We start from the raw sequence: 17,536 nt of genomic DNA, 5'->3' as shown, positions 1-17,536 counted from the left end.
CGGCCGGTCACGATGGTTGGAGAAGGCCGCCAGCGCATCGACAAATGGTTGTTCTTCTCGCGTGCGGTGAAATCCCGGTCGTTGGCGGCGAAGCTCGTCATTGCCGGGCGCGTCCGCATCAATCGCGACAAAGCAGCGCAGGCCTCCGATCTGGTCAAGGCCGGCGATGTCCTGACCATCACGCTCGACCGCCGAATCCTTGTCTGGAAGGTGCTTGGGCCTGGCGCCCGGCGTGGTCCTGCCGACGAGGCGCGGCTGCTTTACGAGGATATGTCGCCGCCGCCGACGGCCAAGGGCGAGGCGGTTCCTGACGCCATTCCGGCGCTGCGCGAGGCCGGCACCGGCCGTCCGACCAAGCGGCAGCGGCGGCAGACGGACCGGCTGCTCGGCGAGGACTAGAAGATACGACGGAACCTCGTCGCGGCAGGCGCGCGGAATTCCTTTCCGCGATGCCGGCTCAGGCGGGAAGTCCTGCCCTTGCAAGCGGCGGGCAAAGGCGTTACCTCACCAAAAAAGCCCAGCAAATACGGGACGTCCCGGAGCCTGCGATGACCTATGTCGTGACCGACAATTGCATAAAATGCAAATACATGGACTGCATCGAGGTCTGTCCGGTCGACTGTTTCTACGAAGGCGAGAACATGCTCGTCATCCATCCTGACGAGTGCATCGACTGCGGCGTGTGCGAGCCGGAATGCCCGGCCGACGCGATCAAGCCGGACACCGAGTCCGGGCTCGACAAATGGTTGCAGGTCAATTCCGAATACGCGGAGAAATGGCCCAACATCACTGCCAAGAAAGAGCCGCCGGCCGACGCCAAGAACTTCGACGGCGAGGCCGGGAAGTTCGAGAAGTATTTCTCGCCGGAGCCCGGCGAAGGCGACTGAAGGCCGGGCCGGGCAAGCCGGCATGACGCCACGTAAGCGAGCCGATACAATTGCTGTCTTGACAGCCAGCGATGGCGCATGGCGTTAGCGAATGCAGCAAAACCTTGATTCTTCCGACTTTTTGTGTTATATCCGCGAAACATGCCGGTGACACAACGTCGATTTATGGCGCTAACGCCCCAAATCACTGAAAGGTGAACTTTTCAAATCCGGACCAGAGCGATCTGGGGCAGGCAATCGCATTCGTGCGGTTTGTCGGTCCCGGCTTATTCCGGTGAGTTCACTTGTTGTGCGGCTAAAGATCGGCTTCCGCCGATTGTCTGAGTTCAGCCGGCGCCGCCATGCCGGCGCTACAACTAAGGAGTTCAGGGCGTAATGGCAACGATCACCCCGCAGAAGAAGTCCACCGCGGCCCGTCACGGGTTCAAGACCGGTGAGTTTATCGTTTATCCGGCGCATGGCGTCGGCCAGATCGTGGCCATCGACGAGCAGGAAGTCGCGGGTCACAAGCTGGAGCTGTTCGTCATCGATTTCCAGAAGGACAAGATGCGGCTTAAGGTGCCGGTCGCCAAGGCGACCTCTATCGGCATGCGCAAGCTCTCGGAAGAGGATTATGTCGATCGCGCGCTGAAGGTCGTGCAGGGCCGCGCCCGCATCAAGCGCACGATGTGGTCGCGTCGCGCGCAGGAGTATGATGCCAAGATCAATTCCGGCGACCTGATCTCGATCTCGGAAGTGGTGCGCGACCTCTATCGCGCCGACAACCAGCCGGAGCAGTCCTATTCCGAGCGCCAGCTTTACGAAGCCGCGCTCGACCGCATGGCTCGCGAGATCGCCGCCGTCAACCGCATGTCGGAGACCGAGGCGGTTCGCCTCATCGAGGTCAACCTCAACAAGGGTCCGAAGCGCGGCGCCAAGGCCGACAACGAGGAAGCCGAGCAGGAAGAAGCTGCCTGAGCTTTCGCCTGCCGAAGAACGAAGAACCCGGCCTGGCGCCGGGTTTTTTGTTGCGCGCAATATCGGAAGGTCGACGCTGCCCTCATCCGCCTGCCGGCACCTTCTCCCCGTAGTGAACGGGGAGAAGGAAGATGACGGCGTCGTTGGCGCCCATTCTTGAAACGTTGGCGATTGGCGAATGATGAAAGCGTCCTTTCTTCCCCACCACTATACGGGGAGAAATGCCCGGCAGGGCAACGAGGGGCAGCGCCAACTTATGAAGAAATCGTACCTGATCCCCCGTCGCCGGCTTCCTTCCGCGCTTCCTCCTGCCGCAGCGAGGCGATGAAGCGCTTAGTCCGCTCGCGCTCGGGATTGTCGAACACGATCGAAGCCGGGCCCTTCTCGACGATCGAGCCGGCATCGAGGAACACGACCTCCTGCGCGATCTTGGAGGCAAGTCTCAGATCATGCGTGGCCATCACCATGGTGGTGCCCTCGCGGGCCAGCTGACCCAGCACGTCGACCACTTCCTGCGCCAGCTCCGGATCGAGCGCCGAGGTCGGTTCGTCGCAAAGCAGCACGCGCGGCGACGGCGCCAGCGCCCGGGCGATCGCAACGCGCTGCTGCTGGCCACCTGACAGAGTCGCCGGCCAGGCATCGGCCTTATGCGCCATGCCGACCTTCTCGAGCAGCGCCATCGCCCGCTCGCGCGCCCGCGCCTGCGGCCATTTCAGCACCGTCACCAGCCCTTCCATGACATTCTCGATCGCGGTGCGATGCGGAAAGAGCTGAAAGTTCTGAAACACCATGCCGGTCTGCAGCCGCACGCGCTGGATGTCCGCTGTCGGTACCTTGGCGCCCGGCCGAAATTCCAGCGTCTCGTCGCCGATGCGCAAAGTGCCCGAGGTCGGAATTTCCAAGAGGTTGATGCAGCGCAAGAGCGTGCTTTTTCCCCCGCCCGAAGGCCCGACCAGCGCCGTGACACTGCCTTCGTCGATGCTGACGGTGACACCTTTCAGGACAAGATTGTCGCCGAAGCGCTTCTCGATGTTGGTAAGGCCGATCATGCATTGGCCTCCAGGAAGCCGCCATAGCGGTTGAGCCGCACCTCCAGCCGCGCCTGCAGCGCCGACAGCACCGAGCTCATCGCCAGATAGAGCGCCGCCGCCTCGACATAGAGGATCAGCGGCTCGTAGGTGGTGGCGACGATGCGCTGCGCAGCCTGGAACATTTCGGGCACCGTTATTGCCGCCGCGAGCGAGGTGTCCTTGACCAGCGATATGAACGTATTGGAGAGCGGCGGCACCGCGACGCGGCCCGCTTGCGGAAGGATCGTGCGCCGCATCGCCTGGCTCCAGGTCATGCCGATCGAATAGGAGGCCTCCCACTGCCCTTTCGGCACCGAGCCGATGACGGCGCGGATGATCTCCGACGTGTAGGCGCCGATATTGAGCGTGAAGCCGATCAACGCTGCGGGAAAGGCATCGAGCAGGATGCCCACCGACGGCAGGCCGTAGAAGATCAGGAAGAGCTGCACCAGGAGCGGCGTGCCGCGAAAGATCCAGACATAGAAGCGCACAAGCGCGACCAGCGGTTTCGGGCCGAACAGCCTGATCAGCGCCGTCACCAATCCGGCCATAAGCCCCAAGGCGAAGGACAGCAGCGTCAGCGGCACGGTGAAGATCAGTGCCGCCCATAGCAGCGTCGGCAGCGACTCCAGCATCAATTGCAACCAGTGCGGCACGGAGCCCTTCTCCTTTCCGGACGCTGCGACCCTCTGGCCGCATGCCGAGCGACTATCAGGTAAAAATCGGCGGGCCGTCAAAGACGGCCCGCCGGAACTCAAGCAAAAGGGATGATTGGGCTTACTGCGAGACGTCCTGGCCGAAATATGTGTCGGCAATCTTCTTGTAGGTGCCGTCGGCCTTGATGTCGGCCAGCGCCTTGTTGATCGCCGCCACCAGTTCCGGATCGCCCTTGCGCACGATGACACCGGAATAATCGGCATTCTCTTCCTGCGCGGCGATCTTCACATTGGCGTCGGGCTTGTGCTTCTTGAAATCGAGGAAGGACAGGCTGTCGTTGATGGTGGCGTCGGCGCGACCGGTGAGCAGCAGCTGGATCGACTGGTCGAAGCCGTCGGTGCCGACCAATTCGGCGCCGTTCTTCTCGGCGAGCTTGCCGAAATTCGAGGTCAGCGACTGCGCCGCCTTCTTGCCCTTGAGATCCGCGAATGTCTTGATGTCGCTGTTGTCGCCGCGCACGATCAGCACCGCCTTGGAGGCGATGTAGGGATCGGAGAAATCATACTTGGCCTTGCGTGCGTCGGTGATGCCGACCTCGTTGATGACGGCGTCGTAGCGGTTGGCGTCGAGCCCCGCGATCAGGCCATCCCACTTGCCCTCGAGAAACTGCACCTTGACGCCGAGCTTCTCGGCGATCGCCTTGGCGATCTCCACGTCGAAGCCGACCAGGGCGCCGGATTCGTCATGATAGGTGAAAGGCGCGTAGGTGCCCTCCGTGCCGACCTTGATCACGCCCGCCTGCTTGATCTGGTCGAGATTGGCGCCGGCATGACCGGCTGTGACTGCCAGAACCTGCAGCGTTCCGGCGACGAGAAGCGATTTGAGCCATTTCATTTTTCTGTGATCCCGTTTTGACCGGTGCCCCGGCGCATGGTGAGAGCGGCAAACTGGCAGATGGAAGCTCGAGAAATAAGGAACCAGATTTCAAAAATCGACCGTTCCAGAAATCCAGTTCTCAAAACCAGCGAAAAATCCGCCAAGCCAAGCCTCACGGATCGATAACAGAAACGTTTTCGGCAGGCATATGCATCCGCCGGCACTACGGAACCATTCGCGCTTCTGGCACGTTGCTGGCTGTTGTAGGGCGCTGCGACGTCATTTCAACCGTCATCCAGTGCAACGACCGCCAAAAGGAGCCGGCATGATCGAGGATGTGGCAGGACGGACACTGGTCCGGGCGGCAATGAAGGCTCCCTATCTCGAGCGCGACGAGGAGCATCTCCTGGCCATACGCTGGAGGGAAAAAAAGGATCAGGACGCGCTGCATCTGATCACCGTCGCCCATATGCGGCTGGTGATTTCGATGGCTTCCAAATTCCGCCACTACGGTTTGCCGCTCGGCGACCTCATTCAGGAAGGCCATGTCGGCCTGCTGGAGGCGGCTGCCCGCTTCGAGCCCGCCCGAGAAGTGCGTTTCTCCACCTATGCCACCTGGTGGATCCGCGCCTCGATGCAGGACTATATCCTGCGCAACTGGTCGATCGTGCGCGGCGGCACCAGCTCCGCGCAGAAGGCCCTGTTCTTCAATCTGAGGCGGCTGCGCGCGCGGCTTGCCAACGGCGCCGAGCCGCTCTCCAATGCCTCCCTGTACCGTGAGGTTTCGGCCGCGCTCGGCGTGCCGGAAGCCGACGTGGCGATGATGGATTCGCGTCTTTCGGCCCCCGACAGCTCGCTCAACACCCCGCTTGCCGACGAGAACGGCGCCGCCGAGCGGATGGATTTCCTGGTCTCGGAGGATCCGCTTCCCGACGAGGTCGTCGGCGAAACTATCGACGTCGAGCGCCGCGCGGTCTGGCTGAAGAGCGCGCTCGGCGCGCTCAATGCGCGCGAGCTGCGCATCATCGAGGAGCGCCGCCTGAGCGACGACGGCGCCACCCTGGAATCGCTTGGCGAGGCGCTCGGCATCTCCAAGGAACGCGTCCGCCAGATCGAAGCCCGCGCCATGGAAAAGCTGCGGGCGGCGCTGGTGAAGCAGAACCCCGAATTCCTGGCGGAAGCCGCCTGAAAGCCAAGGCAGCGACTCGAAGTCGTCGGGAGGCCATCAGGTCCCGGCGGCTTTTCTGCATCCGTAGCCATGGATTGTGAATTCTTTAACAGACCCTCGCGGCGTAAACTGTCTTCCTGACTGCACCAACTTTAGCGGATGGGGGTTTGCCATGCTGCGATGCTGCGCGTTCCTTGCAGCCTTGGTTCTCGTGTGCTTCACCGCGTTCGAGGCTCACGCCGATCGAAGGGTTGCCTTGGTCATCGGCAATGCCGAATACCGAAATATTCCGGCTCTCAAAAACCCGGACAAGGATGCTCAGGACGTCGCGAACACGTTCCGGCTGGCCGGCTTCGACGTGTTCGTGGCCAAGGACTTGACCAAGCTTCAGTTCGAGGAGCGGTTCCGCAACTATCTCGCCGCGGCGGACGGTGCGGATCTGGCCGTCGTCTACTATTCCGGCCACGGTTTTCAGATCGGCGGCGAGAATTTCCTGATCCCCGTCGATGCCTCGCTGAAGGATGCCGCCGACATCGAGGTCCAGGCGATCAAGCTCGACGACGTTCTGGAGCAATTGCGCTCGAAAGCGAAGATCCAGGTGATCATCCTCGACGCCTGCCGCAACAATCCTTTCCCCCGCCAGGATTACTGGCTGAGGGACCAGCTGATCGTCGCGGGCGACGCCGGCCTTGCGCAGGTGAAGAGCTCGCTGAACACGCTGATTGCCTTCGCCACGGAGCCGGGCGCGGTCGCCTATGACGGGCGCGGTGCCCTCAGCCCGTTCTCATCTGCCTTTTCGCGCCATGCACTGGCGCCCAACCAGGAAATCCGCACGGTGATGGCGGCCGTTCGCCGCGACGTGGTCAAAGCCACCAACGGCAAGCAGGTTCCGTGGGAGAATTCCTCGCTGGTCGACGAGGTGGTGCTGATGCGCCACGATGACGCCGAGGGTCAGGAGGTCACGGCCAAGCAGGAGCAGCCGGATCCGGAGAGCGGCATCCACCTCACCGGCGCCGCCGAGGCGATCGGAAATCGCGATATCAGCATCCCGGTTGGCGTCGGTCCGGTTCCGCTGAAGCTCGATTTCCCGAGCAACGATCCCGCGGTGAGCCTGAAGCTTGCAAGCTATCCGGCAACGGGAACGCTGTCGCTGCCGGACAGGACCCTGTCTCCGGATTCCAGCCTGAGGGCCGGTGAAATCGATAATTTGCGTTACGAGCCGCAGATCGGCTCAGCTGCTCCGGTCGAGATTGGCTTCCAAATCCGCGGCGGCAACGCGTCCAAGGCAGCGATGATGAAGCTGTCGCCGAGCGTCGACCCCTGCGACCAGGCGGCGGGCGCACCGCTCGACCTGCAGGGCGTCGCGCCCGGCCGTTTGCAGAACGAGATCGCCGGCGAGGCCGCGGAGGCCTGCGAGGCGGCGGTGAAGGCCTACCCCGACGTCGCTCGGTTTCGCTACGAGCTTGGGCGGGCGCTGCTGGCGTCCGGCAAGGTCGACGAGGCCAGGAAAGCTATCCAGGAAGCTGCCGACAGGGGGCACGTCCGCGCCATGTTCGAGCTCGGCCATATCGCTTCGTCCGGAATAGGACCGGCCGCGGACTCCGCGAAAGCGATCAGCTTCTATTCAGAAGCATCCGACAAGGGAGACCCCTATGCGATGGCCGCTTGGGGGCGAGCCTTGTTCAATGGTGTCGACGTCGAGCAGAATACCGGCAAGGGATTGGACCTGCTGCTCAAGGCGGCGGCCATGGGGCACGTCAACGCGATGAACGATCTCGCCGTGATCTTCAAGGATGGCCGCAACGGCGTGCCCGCCGACGAGGCCCGCGCCTTGGCTTTCCTCAAAGCCGGCATCGCGCGGCAAGAGGCATATTCGATGAGCATTCTCGGCCTTCCCGCGCGCAGCACCTTAACGGTCGCAGTGTGCAAGCCGAAGGTCGTGACGAAAATAGTCACCAAGGTAAAGGTTGTCCGCACACCCGCGCCGAAGACGCCGACGGTGACAGTCCCGACAGTGGTCAAACCACCTCAGACCGATACCGGGCCGGCGCCCTGGCGCGGCAGTAGCGGCGATCATTCGGGGTCCGGCGGCGGCCAAAGTGGTGAGGGCAGCGGAGGCAGCACCGGCGGCCAGACCAGCCCTGAAGGCGGCAGCAGTGGCGGGCTCTGATTGCTGCGGCAGCCGCGCGCCCGCCGAATAGAAGCGCGCGGCTGATTCGTTGCGGAAGCACGAAACGGGATGACGACCCTACTTGTCGGTGACGATCTTGACCTTGTCGCCGGCCGACACGCTCGCGCCCGGCGACATTGCGTTGAGCACCCGGAACAGGTCGAGCTTTCGGTCGACGCCGACCATCTGAGCGGCAAGCGTGCCCATGTTCTGGCCGGGCTGCACAGTGACCACCCGGATATGCAGCGGCTTCAGCGCCGCCTTCTCGGCCGCGCTCAACGTGCGGAAGGAGCCGCTGACGGAGCGCGCGACCGGCTCCAGCGCGGTGCTGGCCGAGGGTGCCGCAGTCAGCAGCCGGTAGACCTGTCCGCCGGCCCGGATGACCGCGATATCGAACTGCCAGCCTTGCGCACTGGCATGCGCCATCGCCGCCTCGTTGCCGTTGACCGTTTCCTGGCGCACGCTGGCATCGTCCAGTCCGGCGACCCAGCCGCTGCGGATATAGTCGGTGAGCGACACCGACTTGTCGATCGCCACGCCATCGAAGCGGATGGCGATATCGCCCGGACCGGTCGCGGTCACGGCGGCGGCCGAATTGTCGATGACGAAGCCTTCCGGCACCGAGAACGACACGCCAAGGCCGGGATGCAGGAAGGTCTGGCCGCGCACATAGCCCTCTTCCGGCGTGTCGCCGTAGAGCAGCCCGTCTATGCCGGCGAGAAAGGCATCGCGGTCGCGCGTGCCGACGCCGGGCGGTCCGAAGTTGCGGGCGAGTCGCTGCGCCAGCTCGATGCGCTGCGGCGTGTTGGGATGCGTGGCCAGGAAGTCGAGGCTGGCATCCGTGGCGCCGCTGACCGAGCGGAAATCGGTATAGGCCGACATCGACTGCAGGAAGCGGCCGGCCGCATAGGGGTCATAGCCCGCTTCGCCGATCGACTTGATGCCGATCGCGTCGGCCTGCAGTTCCTGGTTGCGCGAAAACTGCGCAAGCCTCAGCTTGCCGCGGATGAGAGCGGCCTTGGCGGTCGGGCTGTCGCCGAGCACATCGGAGACGACCTTGGTCGCCAAGCCTTCCTCGGCCTCGAGCTGCTGCCGCTGCAACCCGTGATTGGCGGTGACGTGGCCCATCTCATGCGCGATGACGGCCGCAAGCTCGGAGGAGTCATTTGCCAGCGCCAAAAGTCCGCGCGTGACATAGAGATAGCCGCCCGGCAGCGCGAAGGCGTTGACGTTGGGCGAGTTGAGGATGGTGATGCGATAGGTCTGGGTCGGATTGGCCGAGACCACCGTCAGATTGCCGACGACCTTGGCCACCATGCGCTCGAGCTTCGGATCGGAATATTCGCCGCCATAGGTGGCGAGAATCCGCGGATGCTGCGCTTTGGCCATTTCGGCCAGCCTGGCGTTGGCGACGACATTGTCGACGGTGATCGGCTTGTCGGAGGGCTGGAAGCCGGACTCCTGCACGTCCGGCGGCGTGAACATCTGGCAGCTCGCCAGCGCCACGGCAAAGCCGGCCATCGCGAAAAATCGCGCCAGCGGCTTAGTCCATACTCTCTCGATGCCGGCCGTCAGATCGGCTTCCTTTCGTAATCTTTCGGCAAATCACGGCCCACTCGGACCAGCATGGCCGGACCTAGCCACACTCCCCCGGACAAGGCAAGCAAACGCCTGATCACCCGCGACCGGTTTGGCCGTAAATTATGTCCGCTTCCGGGCAATGTGTTGTCATCCGGCAACGCTGCCGCCTCGATCGCCGATATAGCGCCGGAAGGCCTCCGGTCCAGCACCGTCGAAGAAATCGGCGGCCGACCCTCTTGCCGCGACCCTGCCCTCGTCGACGAACGCGATCCGCTGGCCGATGCGGCGCGCGTCCTGCGGCTGGTGCGTGACGAAAAGCACGGTCATCTGTCGCTCGGCGTGGATGCCGGCCATGAGATCGAGCATGTCTTCGCGCAGCGCCGGGCCGAGCGAGGCGAAAGGCTCGTCGAGCAGAAGCACCGGACGGTCCCGTATGAGCACCCGCGCCAGCGCGACGCGCTGCCGCTCGCCGCCGGAAAGCTCGCGCGGCAGCCGCTTTTCCTTGCCGGCGAGACCGACACGCCCCAGCGCTTCCGCGACCGCGCGGTGGTCGTCGGCCGTGAGCTTGAGCGATGGCGAGCGGCCAAGCCCGACATTGCCCTCGACCGAAAGATGGGCGAACAGGTTGTTTTCCTGGAACACCATCGACACCGGCCGCGCCGAGGGCGGCGCATTGTCGACATCGATCCCGCCGATCAGCACCTTGCCAGCATTGGGTGATTCGAAGCCGGCCACCAGATTGAGCAGCGTCGACTTGCCTGAACCGCTCGGCCCCATGATGGCAGTGATCCTGCCGGCGGCGAATTCGACATCGAACCGGAAGGATGCCTCGCCATAGCTGAAGGATACGCCGTCCAACGTGACGGCCAGGCCCTTCGTGGCCGCGATGCCATTATTATCCCTCGTCATGCCTTTGCCTCCCGCCCCAGCCAGTCGGCGGCGACAACCAGCATCAGGCAGACGAGGCCGAGCAAAAAGGCCAGCCCCGCGGCGTCGGCGGTCCGGTAGCTGCCCATGCGCGCGAGTAGAAGATAGGGCAAGGTCTGGACCGAATCGCTGCCGAACAGCGCGATAACGCCGAGATCGCCGAGCGACAGCGCCATGGCGAACGCAAAGCCGGTGGCCAAGGGCCGCCGCAGCGACGGCCAGTCGACCAGCCGCAGCCGGTTCCAGCCGGAAATGCCGAGCGCCAGGCAGAGTCGCTCGTGGCGCTCGCTCGCCGCGTCATAGGCAGGGCGGACGGCGCGAATGGCAAATGGCATCGCCATCACCGCATTGACCGCGACGACCATGACAGGTGCGATGGCGAACACATCGGTGATGTTGCGCAGAGCCAGGAACCAGCCGGCGCCGATCACGATCGGCGGCACGACCAGCACGAAACCGGCGCCGGTGTCGGCGGCGTGTTCGAGCAGCGACATGGCGCCGCCCGCGCGGCGCCGCAGGGCCAGTGCGCGTCGGGCGGCAATCAGCGACAGCGACAGCATCACGCAAAGCAGCGCCGAGAGAAAGGAGAGCCCGGCGCTGGTGAGCGTCGCGCGGCGCACGGCGTCCTCGCCGGCCAGCCGCCCAAGATCCGCCTCCAGCCCGGCGAGCACGGTCGCCGCCATCGGTCCGGCGACGAACAGCAGCGCAAGCACGATCAGGCCGGCATTCAACACGGCCTCGGTGGTGCTGGCCGCAAGGTAGCGGCGTGGCGCTACCGGCAGATTCGTATCGCCGGCCGTGTTGGCGCCGAGTCGCGTCAGCATGGCGACCACGACGAAGGTCAGCACGATCTGCAGAAACGTTAGTGTCACGGCCCGCGCGGGATCGAAATCGAAGCGCAGCGCCTGGTAGATCGCGACCTCCAGCGTCGTCGCCGCCGGCCCGCCGCCCAGCGTCAGCACGATGGTGAAGGAGGTGATGCACAGCATGAAGACCAGCCCGGCGACCCCCGGCAGCGCCGTGCGCAGCGCCGGCCATTCGATCAGCCGGAAGGCCGACCGAGCGTCCATACCGAGCTGGCTCGCCAGCCGCCACTGGTCGGCCGGCACGGTGCCGAGCGCCTCGAGGAACAGGCGCGTGGCCAAGGGCAGGTTGAAGAAGACATGCGCGACCAGGATGCCGGAGAGGCCGTAAATGCCCGGCCATTCCCCACCGCCGAACGTGCCGAGGATGCCGGCAAAATAACCGGCATGGCCGTAAAGCGCCAACACGCCGAGCGCGGCGACGATAACCGGCAGCGCCAGCGGCACCGTGAACAACTGCAGGATCAGGCGACGTCCGGGAAAGTTGGTGTGCCTGGACAGGGCGCGGCCGACGAACACTGCCGGCAAGACCGAAAGCAATGTCGACAGCAGCGCCTGCCAAAGCGTGAAGCGGGCGACGCGGAGCAGATAGCTGTCGAAGGCCGCGGCAGCGCTGGACGGACCGCTCGCGCCTTCGAGGATCAGGCCGGCGAAGGCGCCGCCGATGAGCAAAGTGATGGCGACAAGGGCGATGATGCCGGCGGTGATGCGAGGGTCAGGGCGCGGCGTGGATTGCACGCTGCACCACGTTGGCTCGAGCTAGCGAACGCCACGTTCCGTCGCACCCCCCTCTGTCCTGCCGGACATCTCCCTCTCTAGGAGGGAGATTGGCAGCTTTGCCGCTCTTCCTACACCGTCGGCGGCTAGCGAAATCACCGATGACCGCGAATTTCCCCCTTTGCGGGGGAGATGGCCGGCCGGACAGAGGGGGGTGCTCAAGCGCCATCCTGCGTCCTACTTGCTCATCGCCGCCAGCCATTCATCCACCCAGGCCTTGCGGTTGGCCGCCACCTCGTCCGGGCTGAACAGCAGGGTTTTGGTCGGCTTCACCAGCTTTTCGAAGGCCGGGTTGAGCGGCTTGTCGGTCTTGCCGGCCGGGAACATCCAGTTGGTCTCCGGGATGATGTCCTGGAACTTGGGCTCGGTCATGAAGGTTATGAATTTTTCCGCCAGCGGGTTCTTCGCGCCGATTTTGGTGATGCCGGCGACCTCGATCTGCAGATATTCGCCCTCCTCGAAGGACGCCGCCTGATAGCGCTCGGTGTTCTCGGCCACCATGTGGTAGGCCGGCGAGGTGGTATAGGAGAGAACCATCGGCGCCTCGCCCTTGGTGAACAGACCATAGGCCTCGCTCCAGCCCGGCGTCACGGTCAGCACCTTCGGCTTCAGCTTGGCCCAGGCTTCCGGCGCCTTGTCGCCATAGACCGACTTGACCCACAGCAGCAGCCCGAGGCCCGGCGTCGAAGTGCGCGGATCCTGGATGATGATCTTGTCGGGGCCGGCGCCCTCGACCAGTTCCTTCAAGCTCTTCGGCGGGGTCTTCAGCTTTTCGGTGTCGTAGACGACGGCGAAATAGCCGTAGTCGAAAGGCACGAAGGTGTCGTCTTTCCAGCCGCCGGGCACATTCAAATCGGCCACCGCGCCATGCGGCGCGAATAGGCCGCTCGCCTTGGCATCCGCGGTCAGGTTGGTATCGAGGCCGAGCACGACATCGGCCTTGGTGCCGGCGCCCTCCAGCTTGACGCGATTGAGCAGTGCCACGCCGTCGGCAACCGAGACGAATTCGAGATCGCAGCCGCATTCGGCCTCGAATTCCTTCTTCACCGCGGGCCCGGGACCCCAGTCGGCGGTGAAGCTTTCGTAGGTGTAGACGGTAAGCTTGTCTTTCGCCTCGGCAGGCCCGACGCCCACCAAAAGCGAAACAAGGCCGGCTGCAAGAACAAGGTTGGACAATAGCGAGCGCATCGGCGCCTCCTTCGTTCGCGTTAAAGGAATTCAGGCGTCGGATGGTCCGAAACGTCTAATCCCTCCGCCGGTACAAACCGGATCAGGTTCAGCGGGTTGGCTTTGTGCCTCTCAGCCGGTTCGCAAAATCAGCGTCCGGCACCCCGTTAGAGCATTTCGAGACATAGGCCCGGCCGATGCGGCGCGCAAGCGGAAGTTTCCTGGGCATCCATCAGGGTTCACCGCGGTAGCGAAGTGCGATTCCGTTTGGACGCGCCCGCTTCCGTTTCGTTGGCCGGGCTGGTAAGGGCGACGGCCATGGGCACATTCACCATCCTGCTTGGCGGCGATCTCGTCCGCACGCCTCGGCTCGATCGCCAGATCGAAGGCTCCCGCATCATCGCCGCCGATGCCGGTATCGGCCATGCCGATATGCTTGGCCTGCTGCCGGAGCTCTGGGTCGGAGATTTCGACTCGGTGCCGGCGAGCCTGCCGGAGAATCTGGCCGCCGTGCCGCGCAAGATTTTCCCGACCGAGAAGGATATGACCGACGGCGAGCTCGCCATTGCCGAGGCGCTGGCGCGCGGCGCCACCAGCCTGGTGCTGGCCGGCGCCTTCGGCGGCAAGCGCGCCGATCATGCCTTTCTGCATTTGGCTCTAAGCGTGCGGCTGGCCGAGGCGGGCACAACCGTGCTGCTGACCAGCGGCGCCCAGGAGGGCGTGCCCATCCTGCCGGGCAAAGCCGGCTTCGACTACGCCAACGGCACGCTGTTCTCGGTGCTCGGCTTCTCCGACCTCGCCGGCCTGACGGTCTCAGGCGCCAAATGGCCGCTGGACGGTGTCGAGGTGGCGTTCGGCTCCTCGCTTACCATATCAAATGAGGTCAAGGGCCGGCTCCATATCGCGCTCGAGCGTGGCCGGGCGCTGCTGCTCGCCCACCCCTATCCTCTTCCCGAAAGCTGACATGGCCCCGCCTCTTCTCAATCTGGATGGCATAAAACTGACTTTTGGCGGCACGCCGCTGCTCGACGGCGCGGTACTGAGCGCCTCCGCCGGCGAGAAGATCGCGCTTGTCGGCCGCAACGGTTCGGGCAAGTCGACGCTGCTCAAGATCGTCGCGGGGCTAATCGAACCGCAGGACGGCGAAGTATTCCGCCAGCCCTCGGCAACGGTGCGCTACCTGCCGCAAATGCCCGATATGGATGGCTTCGCCAGCGTGCGCGCCTATGTCGAAGCCGGCCTCGGGCCGGCCGACGACCCGCATCGCGCCACTTATCTGATGGAGCATCTCGGCCTGACCGGCGAGGAGCGGCCGAACGACCTTTCCGGCGGCGAGGCGCGCCGCGCAGCACTCGCTCGCGTCATGGCGCCGGAGCCCGATATCCTGCTCCTCGACGAGCCGACCAACCATCTCGACCTGTCGGTCATCGAATGGCTGGAAGAAGAGCTTGCCCGCACCTCGTCGGCCGTGATCCTGATCTCGCACGACCGCCGCTTTCTCGAGCGCGTCTCGCGCGCCACCGTCTGGCTCGACCGCGGCCAGACGCGCCGGCTGGACAGGGGGTTCGCGCATTTCGAGGAATGGCGCGACCAGGTGCTTGAAGAGGAAGAGCGCGAACAGCACAAGCTCGGCCGCCAGATCGTGCGCGAGGAGCATTGGCTGCGCTATGGCGTGACCGCCAGGCGCAAGCGCAACATGCGCCGGCTCGGCGAGCTGCAGGCCATGCGCCAGCGTTTTCGCAGCCATCGCGGCGCCGAGGGTTCGGCGACGATGGTGGCAAGCGACGCCGCTGAATCCGGCAAGCTGGTGATCGAAGCCAAAGGCATCGAGAAGAGTTTTGGCGACCTCACCGTGGTCAAGGGCTTTTCGACCCGTATCCAGCGCGGCGACCGTGTCGGCCTTGTCGGCCCGAACGGCGTCGGCAAGACGACGCTTCTCAAGATGCTGACCGGCGAGCTGGCGCCGGATGCCGGCACCGTGCGGCTTGGCGTCAATCTGGAAATCGCAACGCTCGATCAGAAGCGCGAGGCCGTCGACCCGCAGGAGACGCTGGCGAACTACCTGACCGACGGGCGCGGCGAGAACCTTGTGGTCAATGGCGAGCAGCGCCACGTCGTCTCCTATATGAAGGATTTTCTTTTCAAGCCGGAGCAGGCGCGCACGCCGGTGCGCGAGCTTTCGGGCGGCGAGCGGGCGCGACTGCTGCTGGCCCGGGTGCTGGCGCGGCCGGCGAACCTTTTGGTGCTCGACGAGCCGACCAACGACCTCGACATGGAGACGCTGGAGCTGCTGCAGGAACTGGTCGCCGGCTTTGCCGGAACGGTCGTCCTGGTCAGCCACGATCGCGATTTCCTTGACCGCACAGTCACCAGCGTGATCGCGCCCGACGGCGCCGGACGCTGGATCGAATATGCCGGCGGCTATTCCGACATGCTGGCGCAACGCGGCGGCTCGAAGCTGGAGGAGCGCAAGGCAAGGCCGAAGGCTGAAGCGAACGAAGCGACGGCCAGGGCCGAACAGACCAGCGCGAAAAGCCCGGCCAAGAAGCTCTCCTTCAAGCAGAAGTTCGCGCTGGAATCCCTGCCGAAGAAGATCGAGGCGGTGAGCGCGTCCATCTCAAGGCTGGAGAACAATATCGCCGACCCGTCCTTCTATGAGCGCGATCCGGTCTCGTTCCAGAAGACCATCGCCGCGCTCGACAAGGAGCGCACCACGCTGGCCTCACTTGAGGAAGAGTGGCTGGAGTTGGAGATGCTGCGCGAGGAGATGGAAGGCTAGCCGCTATAGGCAAGCCTCAGAGGCAGGCCTCGCAGATCGCAGCGATATGGCGTCTGTCGGTGCCGCAGCAGCCGCCAAGCACGGCTATCTGGCCGAAGCGGTCGCGCATGGCGCGGTAGCGCCGGCCGAGGTCGACAGGATCGCCTGGATCGAGTTCGGTCGCCGCATCCAGCTCGGCATGGCTTTTGGCGGAGGCGTTGGCCCGCACGCCGCGAATGCGCCTGATCCAGCGTCCGTCGCCGGCAAGGACGGCGTCGAAATGGCTCGGATGCGCGCAGTTGATCATGAAATATGCGGGGGCGCCGTCCGTTTCGTCGTCAACGGTCTCGATGGCGTCTCTCAGGCTCTCCCCCGAAGGCAGGCGTCCGTCCGTCTCGACGGTAAACGAAATCACCGACGGGAGCCCCACCGCCATCGCGGCACAGGCTATTCCGGCAGCCTCCTGCGCATAGGTCATCGTAATGGCGCTGACCATATCGGCGCTGGCATCGCGGAATGCCTTGACCTGATCGCCGTGATAGATCTCGGCCTCGGCGGGCGACATGACTGTGTCAACGTGGTAGCCGTCGCCACGGGGCCCGACCACCCCATTGACCAGCACGGTCATGCCACGCGCAACATAGGGCGCAGCCAGCGCCCGCGCCCATGACACTGCCTGCATGTCTATGCCCGACAATGCGACTTTCGAATAGCCGAGCTTTTCGCCCCAGTCCGGATTGGCGCGCCACGTCGGAGTATCGAGCACGAAGCCGACGCCGTGTTTGTCGGCGATGTCGAGATACTGGCGGAAATAGCGGGCCAACGTCGTCCGCCCCTCCTCCTCGCCAAGAAGCGGAAAGGCGGCGAAGCAGGGCAGATCGAGGCCTTCCAGGAAAACAAGTGAGGTCTCGAGGCCGCCATCGGTCAGGAAAACGGCTTCACCCAGCTCACGAACGTCGATCTTCGCACTGGTCATCGCCGTCTCCGGTCAGACCTGCCGCTTGCGCGACTATAGCATTTGAGGGCGAATTTGCCATGCCGGTCCGGTCGCGAAGGTCGCGCTGGTCCAAAGCTATCCATTGCAGCACTCGCGTGATGCGCATATTCTATGCGCATGTTGCGGAGGCTATCATGCGCAAGATTGCCGCAAATGCGGTCCGCCAGCCGGCAAATCTATCGATCGATTCACAGCTCATGAAGGAAGCCAAGGGGCTCAACGTGAATGTATCTCGTGCCGCCGAAGCCGGGATCGCAGAAGCCGTGGCAGCCGAGAAAACGCGGCTGTGGAAGCTCGAAAACCGCGCCACCATGGATGCCTGGAACGAGTATGTCGACACGTACGGCGTTCCGCTCAAGGAGCATCGGCAGTTCTGATGGCGCGCTATGACGCCTTTGCCGCCAGCGGCATCGAAGGCGGCTACCTCCTCGAGGTTCAATCCGACCTGCTCGACAATTTCAAGACGCGCGTCGTCGTTCCGCTTTTGCCCCTCGCGTCGGCGCCGCCGCCAATGCGGAAGCTGCATCCGGTCTTCGAAATCAATGGACGCAAGCTGGTCATGGCCACCCATCTGATCGCTACGGTGGCTGCGACGGAACTCGGGGAAAACCGTTTCAACCTCGCGAAGCATCACGACGAGATCGTTGCAGCGCTCGACATGCTGTTTCAGGGCTTCTGAGC

General features: G+C 64.2%; 17 protein-coding genes and 1 riboswitch. Of the genes, 9 read left to right on the top strand and 8 right to left on the bottom strand.

The features are described from left to right. Positions 1 to 12 precede the first annotated feature (12 nt). From CK218_RS17155 to CK218_RS17145, 3 genes are all read left to right on the top strand, one after another. Positions 13 to 399 (top strand): RNA-binding S4 domain-containing protein, encoded by a 387-nt coding sequence (locus CK218_RS17155; protein WP_095782551.1) that lies wholly within the window; start codon positions 13 to 15, stop codon positions 397 to 399. A 149-nt stretch (positions 400 to 548) separates the two neighbouring features. Then, positions 549 to 887, top strand: a complete 339-nt coding sequence (fdxA, locus tag CK218_RS17150; protein WP_067001876.1) for a ferredoxin FdxA — start codon at positions 549 to 551, stop codon at positions 885 to 887. Positions 888 to 1,262: 375 nt separating this feature from the next. After that, positions 1,263 to 1,844 (top strand): CarD family transcriptional regulator, encoded by a 582-nt coding sequence (locus CK218_RS17145; protein WP_040974338.1) that lies wholly within the window; start codon positions 1,263 to 1,265, stop codon positions 1,842 to 1,844. A gap of 254 nt (positions 1,845 to 2,098) precedes the next feature. Here the strand turns inward: CK218_RS17145 and CK218_RS17140 are convergent, their stop codons facing one another. The 3 genes from CK218_RS17140 to CK218_RS17130 all read right to left on the bottom strand — a co-directional run bounded on the left by CK218_RS17140 (position 2,099) and on the right by CK218_RS17130 (position 4,465). Next, positions 2,099 to 2,893, bottom strand: coding sequence for an amino acid ABC transporter ATP-binding protein (locus tag CK218_RS17140; protein ID WP_095828358.1), 795 nt, complete (start codon positions 2,891 to 2,893; stop codon positions 2,099 to 2,101). Then, complete coding sequence (locus tag CK218_RS17135) at positions 2,890 to 3,570, bottom strand: ABC transporter permease subunit (RefSeq protein WP_067001871.1); 681 nt, start codon at positions 3,568 to 3,570, stop codon at positions 2,890 to 2,892. The genes CK218_RS17140 and CK218_RS17135 overlap by 4 nt, the downstream gene beginning before the upstream one ends. Before the next feature lie 121 nt (positions 3,571 to 3,691). After that, positions 3,692 to 4,465: an amino acid ABC transporter substrate-binding protein gene (locus CK218_RS17130; RefSeq protein ID WP_095778113.1), complete on the bottom strand. Its 774-nt coding sequence runs from the start codon at positions 4,463 to 4,465 to the stop codon at positions 3,692 to 3,694. A gap of 307 nt (positions 4,466 to 4,772) precedes the next feature. On the opposite strand from CK218_RS17130, the gene CK218_RS17125 reads away from it, so the two are divergent. After that, positions 4,773 to 5,636 (top strand): RNA polymerase factor sigma-32, encoded by an 864-nt coding sequence (locus CK218_RS17125; protein ID WP_067001865.1) that lies wholly within the window; start codon positions 4,773 to 4,775, stop codon positions 5,634 to 5,636. A gap of 235 nt (positions 5,637 to 5,871) precedes the next feature. Further along, on the top strand, positions 5,872 to 7,785 hold the full coding sequence (locus CK218_RS17120) for a caspase family protein (protein ID WP_245435069.1): 1,914 nt from the start codon (positions 5,872 to 5,874) through the stop codon (positions 7,783 to 7,785). 78 nt (positions 7,786 to 7,863) lie between these two features. Here CK218_RS17120 and CK218_RS17115 read toward each other — a convergent pair whose 3' ends face one another. The 4 genes from CK218_RS17115 to thiB all read right to left on the bottom strand — a co-directional run bounded on the left by CK218_RS17115 (position 7,864) and on the right by thiB (position 13,121). Next, positions 7,864 to 9,306: a M48 family metalloprotease gene (locus CK218_RS17115; RefSeq protein WP_095778111.1), complete on the bottom strand. Its 1,443-nt coding sequence runs from the start codon at positions 9,304 to 9,306 to the stop codon at positions 7,864 to 7,866. 207 nt (positions 9,307 to 9,513) lie between these two features. Beyond that, entirely contained in the window at positions 9,514 to 10,275 is a 762-nt protein-coding gene (gene thiQ, locus CK218_RS17110; protein ID WP_067001857.1) for a thiamine ABC transporter ATP-binding protein, read from the bottom strand. Further along, positions 10,272 to 11,894, bottom strand: a complete 1,623-nt coding sequence (gene thiP, locus CK218_RS17105; protein WP_095828356.1) for a thiamine/thiamine pyrophosphate ABC transporter permease — start codon at positions 11,892 to 11,894, stop codon at positions 10,272 to 10,274. The genes thiQ and thiP overlap by 4 nt, the downstream gene beginning before the upstream one ends. Positions 11,895 to 12,110: 216 nt before the next feature. Beyond that, positions 12,111 to 13,121 (bottom strand): thiamine ABC transporter substrate binding subunit, encoded by a 1,011-nt coding sequence (gene thiB / locus CK218_RS17095; RefSeq protein ID WP_095828355.1) that lies wholly within the window; start codon positions 13,119 to 13,121, stop codon positions 12,111 to 12,113. Positions 13,122 to 13,163: 42 nt separating this feature from the next. Continuing rightward, a riboswitch (TPP riboswitch) is annotated at positions 13,164 to 13,277 on the bottom strand. 141 nt (positions 13,278 to 13,418) lie between these two features. Here thiB and CK218_RS17090 point away from each other — a divergent pair. After that, positions 13,419 to 14,063, top strand: a complete 645-nt coding sequence (locus CK218_RS17090) for a thiamine diphosphokinase (protein ID WP_095828354.1) — start codon at positions 13,419 to 13,421, stop codon at positions 14,061 to 14,063. A 1-nt stretch (position 14,064) separates the two neighbouring features. Next, complete coding sequence (locus CK218_RS17085; protein WP_067001845.1) at positions 14,065 to 15,879, top strand: ABC-F family ATP-binding cassette domain-containing protein; 1,815 nt, start codon at positions 14,065 to 14,067, stop codon at positions 15,877 to 15,879. Positions 15,880 to 15,895: 16 nt separating this feature from the next. Here CK218_RS17085 and CK218_RS17080 read toward each other — a convergent pair whose 3' ends face one another. Continuing rightward, positions 15,896 to 16,834, bottom strand: coding sequence for a homocysteine S-methyltransferase family protein (locus tag CK218_RS17080; RefSeq protein ID WP_095828353.1), 939 nt, complete (start codon positions 16,832 to 16,834; stop codon positions 15,896 to 15,898). Between the two features lie 155 nt (positions 16,835 to 16,989). Between CK218_RS17080 and CK218_RS17075 the strand changes: the two genes are divergently transcribed. Then, positions 16,990 to 17,232, top strand: coding sequence for a type II toxin-antitoxin system CcdA family antitoxin (locus CK218_RS17075; RefSeq protein ID WP_067002201.1), 243 nt, complete (start codon positions 16,990 to 16,992; stop codon positions 17,230 to 17,232). Then, a complete protein-coding gene (locus CK218_RS17070) occupies positions 17,232 to 17,534 on the top strand; it encodes a CcdB family protein (protein WP_067001839.1) in 303 nt (100 codons plus the stop codon). Before CK218_RS17075 ends, CK218_RS17070 begins: the two co-directional genes overlap by 1 nt. Positions 17,535 to 17,536: the final 2 nt, after the last annotated feature.

Source organism: Mesorhizobium sp. WSM3879, assembly GCF_002294915.1.
Lineage (GTDB): Bacteria > Pseudomonadota > Alphaproteobacteria > Rhizobiales > Rhizobiaceae > Mesorhizobium.
The sequence above is the reverse complement of the archived record's forward strand: the minus strand, read 5'-3'. Positions and strand labels throughout refer to the sequence as shown.

Bases quoted from the DNA above. Each gene is read 5' to 3' on its own strand.
- CK218_RS17155 (WP_095782551.1), top strand. From the start codon at position 13: ATGGTTGGAGAAGGCCGCCAGCGCATCGACAAATGGTTGTTCTTCTCG.
- CK218_RS17115 (WP_095778111.1), bottom strand. From the start codon at position 9,306: ATGGCCGGCTTTGCCGTGGCGCTGGCGAGCTGCCAGATGTTCACGCCG.
- CK218_RS17130 (WP_095778113.1), bottom strand. From the start codon at position 4,465: ATGAAATGGCTCAAATCGCTTCTCGTCGCCGGAACGCTGCAGGTTCTG.
- CK218_RS17075 (WP_067002201.1), top strand. From the start codon at position 16,990: ATGCGCAAGATTGCCGCAAATGCGGTCCGCCAGCCGGCAAATCTATCG.
- CK218_RS17085 (WP_067001845.1), top strand. From the start codon at position 14,065: ATGGCCCCGCCTCTTCTCAATCTGGATGGCATAAAACTGACTTTTGGC.
- CK218_RS17080 (WP_095828353.1), bottom strand. From the start codon at position 16,834: ATGACCAGTGCGAAGATCGACGTTCGTGAGCTGGGTGAAGCCGTTTTC.
- thiB (WP_095828355.1), bottom strand. From the start codon at position 13,121: ATGCGCTCGCTATTGTCCAACCTTGTTCTTGCAGCCGGCCTTGTTTCG.
- CK218_RS17140 (WP_095828358.1), bottom strand. From the start codon at position 2,893: ATGATCGGCCTTACCAACATCGAGAAGCGCTTCGGCGACAATCTTGTC.
- fdxA (WP_067001876.1), top strand. From the start codon at position 549: ATGACCTATGTCGTGACCGACAATTGCATAAAATGCAAATACATGGAC.
- CK218_RS17125 (WP_067001865.1), top strand. From the start codon at position 4,773: ATGATCGAGGATGTGGCAGGACGGACACTGGTCCGGGCGGCAATGAAG.
- CK218_RS17145 (WP_040974338.1), top strand. From the start codon at position 1,263: ATGGCAACGATCACCCCGCAGAAGAAGTCCACCGCGGCCCGTCACGGG.
- thiQ (WP_067001857.1), bottom strand. From the start codon at position 10,275: ATGACGAGGGATAATAATGGCATCGCGGCCACGAAGGGCCTGGCCGTC.
- CK218_RS17090 (WP_095828354.1), top strand. From the start codon at position 13,419: ATGGGCACATTCACCATCCTGCTTGGCGGCGATCTCGTCCGCACGCCT.
- CK218_RS17070 (WP_067001839.1), top strand. From the start codon at position 17,232: ATGGCGCGCTATGACGCCTTTGCCGCCAGCGGCATCGAAGGCGGCTAC.